Below are 1044 nucleotides of genomic sequence, written 5' to 3'. Positions count from 1 at the left end.
TAAGCGCGAGCCAAAAGCGTTCTCGATGGTGGGGGTCATTGAAACCACATTGCCTTGCTTATCGACGATATTGAAATGGCTGGTGGAAGGAAGTTCTATCGATTCATCCATACTGAGATTCATTGCATGTGACCACGGTGGGTTACCGGCTTCCACTTTCGTCAGTGCTTTGCCGACCTGAATAAGCTCGGCACGTTGTTTGAGATAGTCTTTGTCCAACAAACCTTCGGTTGGCATGGGTACATAGTCTTGATCGGCCATGTATTTACCGCGATCAGCAAACGCGAGACCAGATGCGTCCGCAATGACCTGCCAAGATTTGGCGCTGCCTGGTCCCCAGCCTTTGAGATCGTATTGCTCGGTGATAGCCAAGATCTGTCCGACAGTTAGCGCGCCTGAGCTTGGTGGCCCCATGCCGCAGATGTCGTAGCTTTGATAAGCCGCACAAACGGGCTCTCTCTGTTTGATGCGGTAAGTATCAAAATCTTGTTGTGCCAACACGCCCGGGTTACCCACTGCAGTTTGCACGGTTGCGATAATGTCTTTGGCAATATCACCTTGATAGAAGGCTTGAGCACCTTGTTTGGCGATGGCTTTCAAGGTTTGCGCGTATTCTGGATTCTTTAATCGTGTGCCTTCGGCTTTTGGTGAGCCATCGGCGTTAAAGAAATACGCTTTTGTGGTCGGAAAACGTGATAAACGCTCGGCGTCGTTGGCAATCAAACTGGCGAGACGAGGACTGACGGCAAAACCTTCCTCAGCCAAGTTGATCACTGGCTGAATGATCTTTTTCCATTCCAGCTTGCCGTATTTTTGGTGGGTATCCCACAACAGTTTGACGGTGCCCGGCGTCGCGACAGATCGTCCGCCTACGACGGCATCATAAAATTGCAGCGGCTGGCCTTGGTCGTCCAAAAACAGTGTTGGGGTTGCAGCAAGGGGCGCAGTTTCTCGACCATCATAAGTGGTGAGCTTTTGTTGTTCGCCATCCCAATACACCAAAAATGCGCCGCCACCAATACCGGAAGACTGTGGTTCGACTAA

General features: G+C 51.0%; 1 protein-coding gene. It reads right to left on the bottom strand.

Annotation, left to right across the window (positions count from 1 at the left end; all coding sequences use genetic code 11):
- Window positions 1-1044, bottom strand: a 1044-nt coding sequence (locus tag R7035_RS25970) for a gamma-glutamyltransferase family protein (RefSeq protein ID WP_318146416.1), incomplete at both ends; no start/stop codon positions are given.

The sequence above is a fragment of the Vibrio sp. 1731 genome (genome assembly GCF_033339955.1).
Taxonomy (GTDB): domain Bacteria; phylum Pseudomonadota; class Gammaproteobacteria; order Enterobacterales; family Vibrionaceae; genus Vibrio; species Vibrio alginolyticus.
Note: the sequence above shows the minus strand (reverse complement) of the source record. Positions and strands in the feature narration are given on the sequence as shown.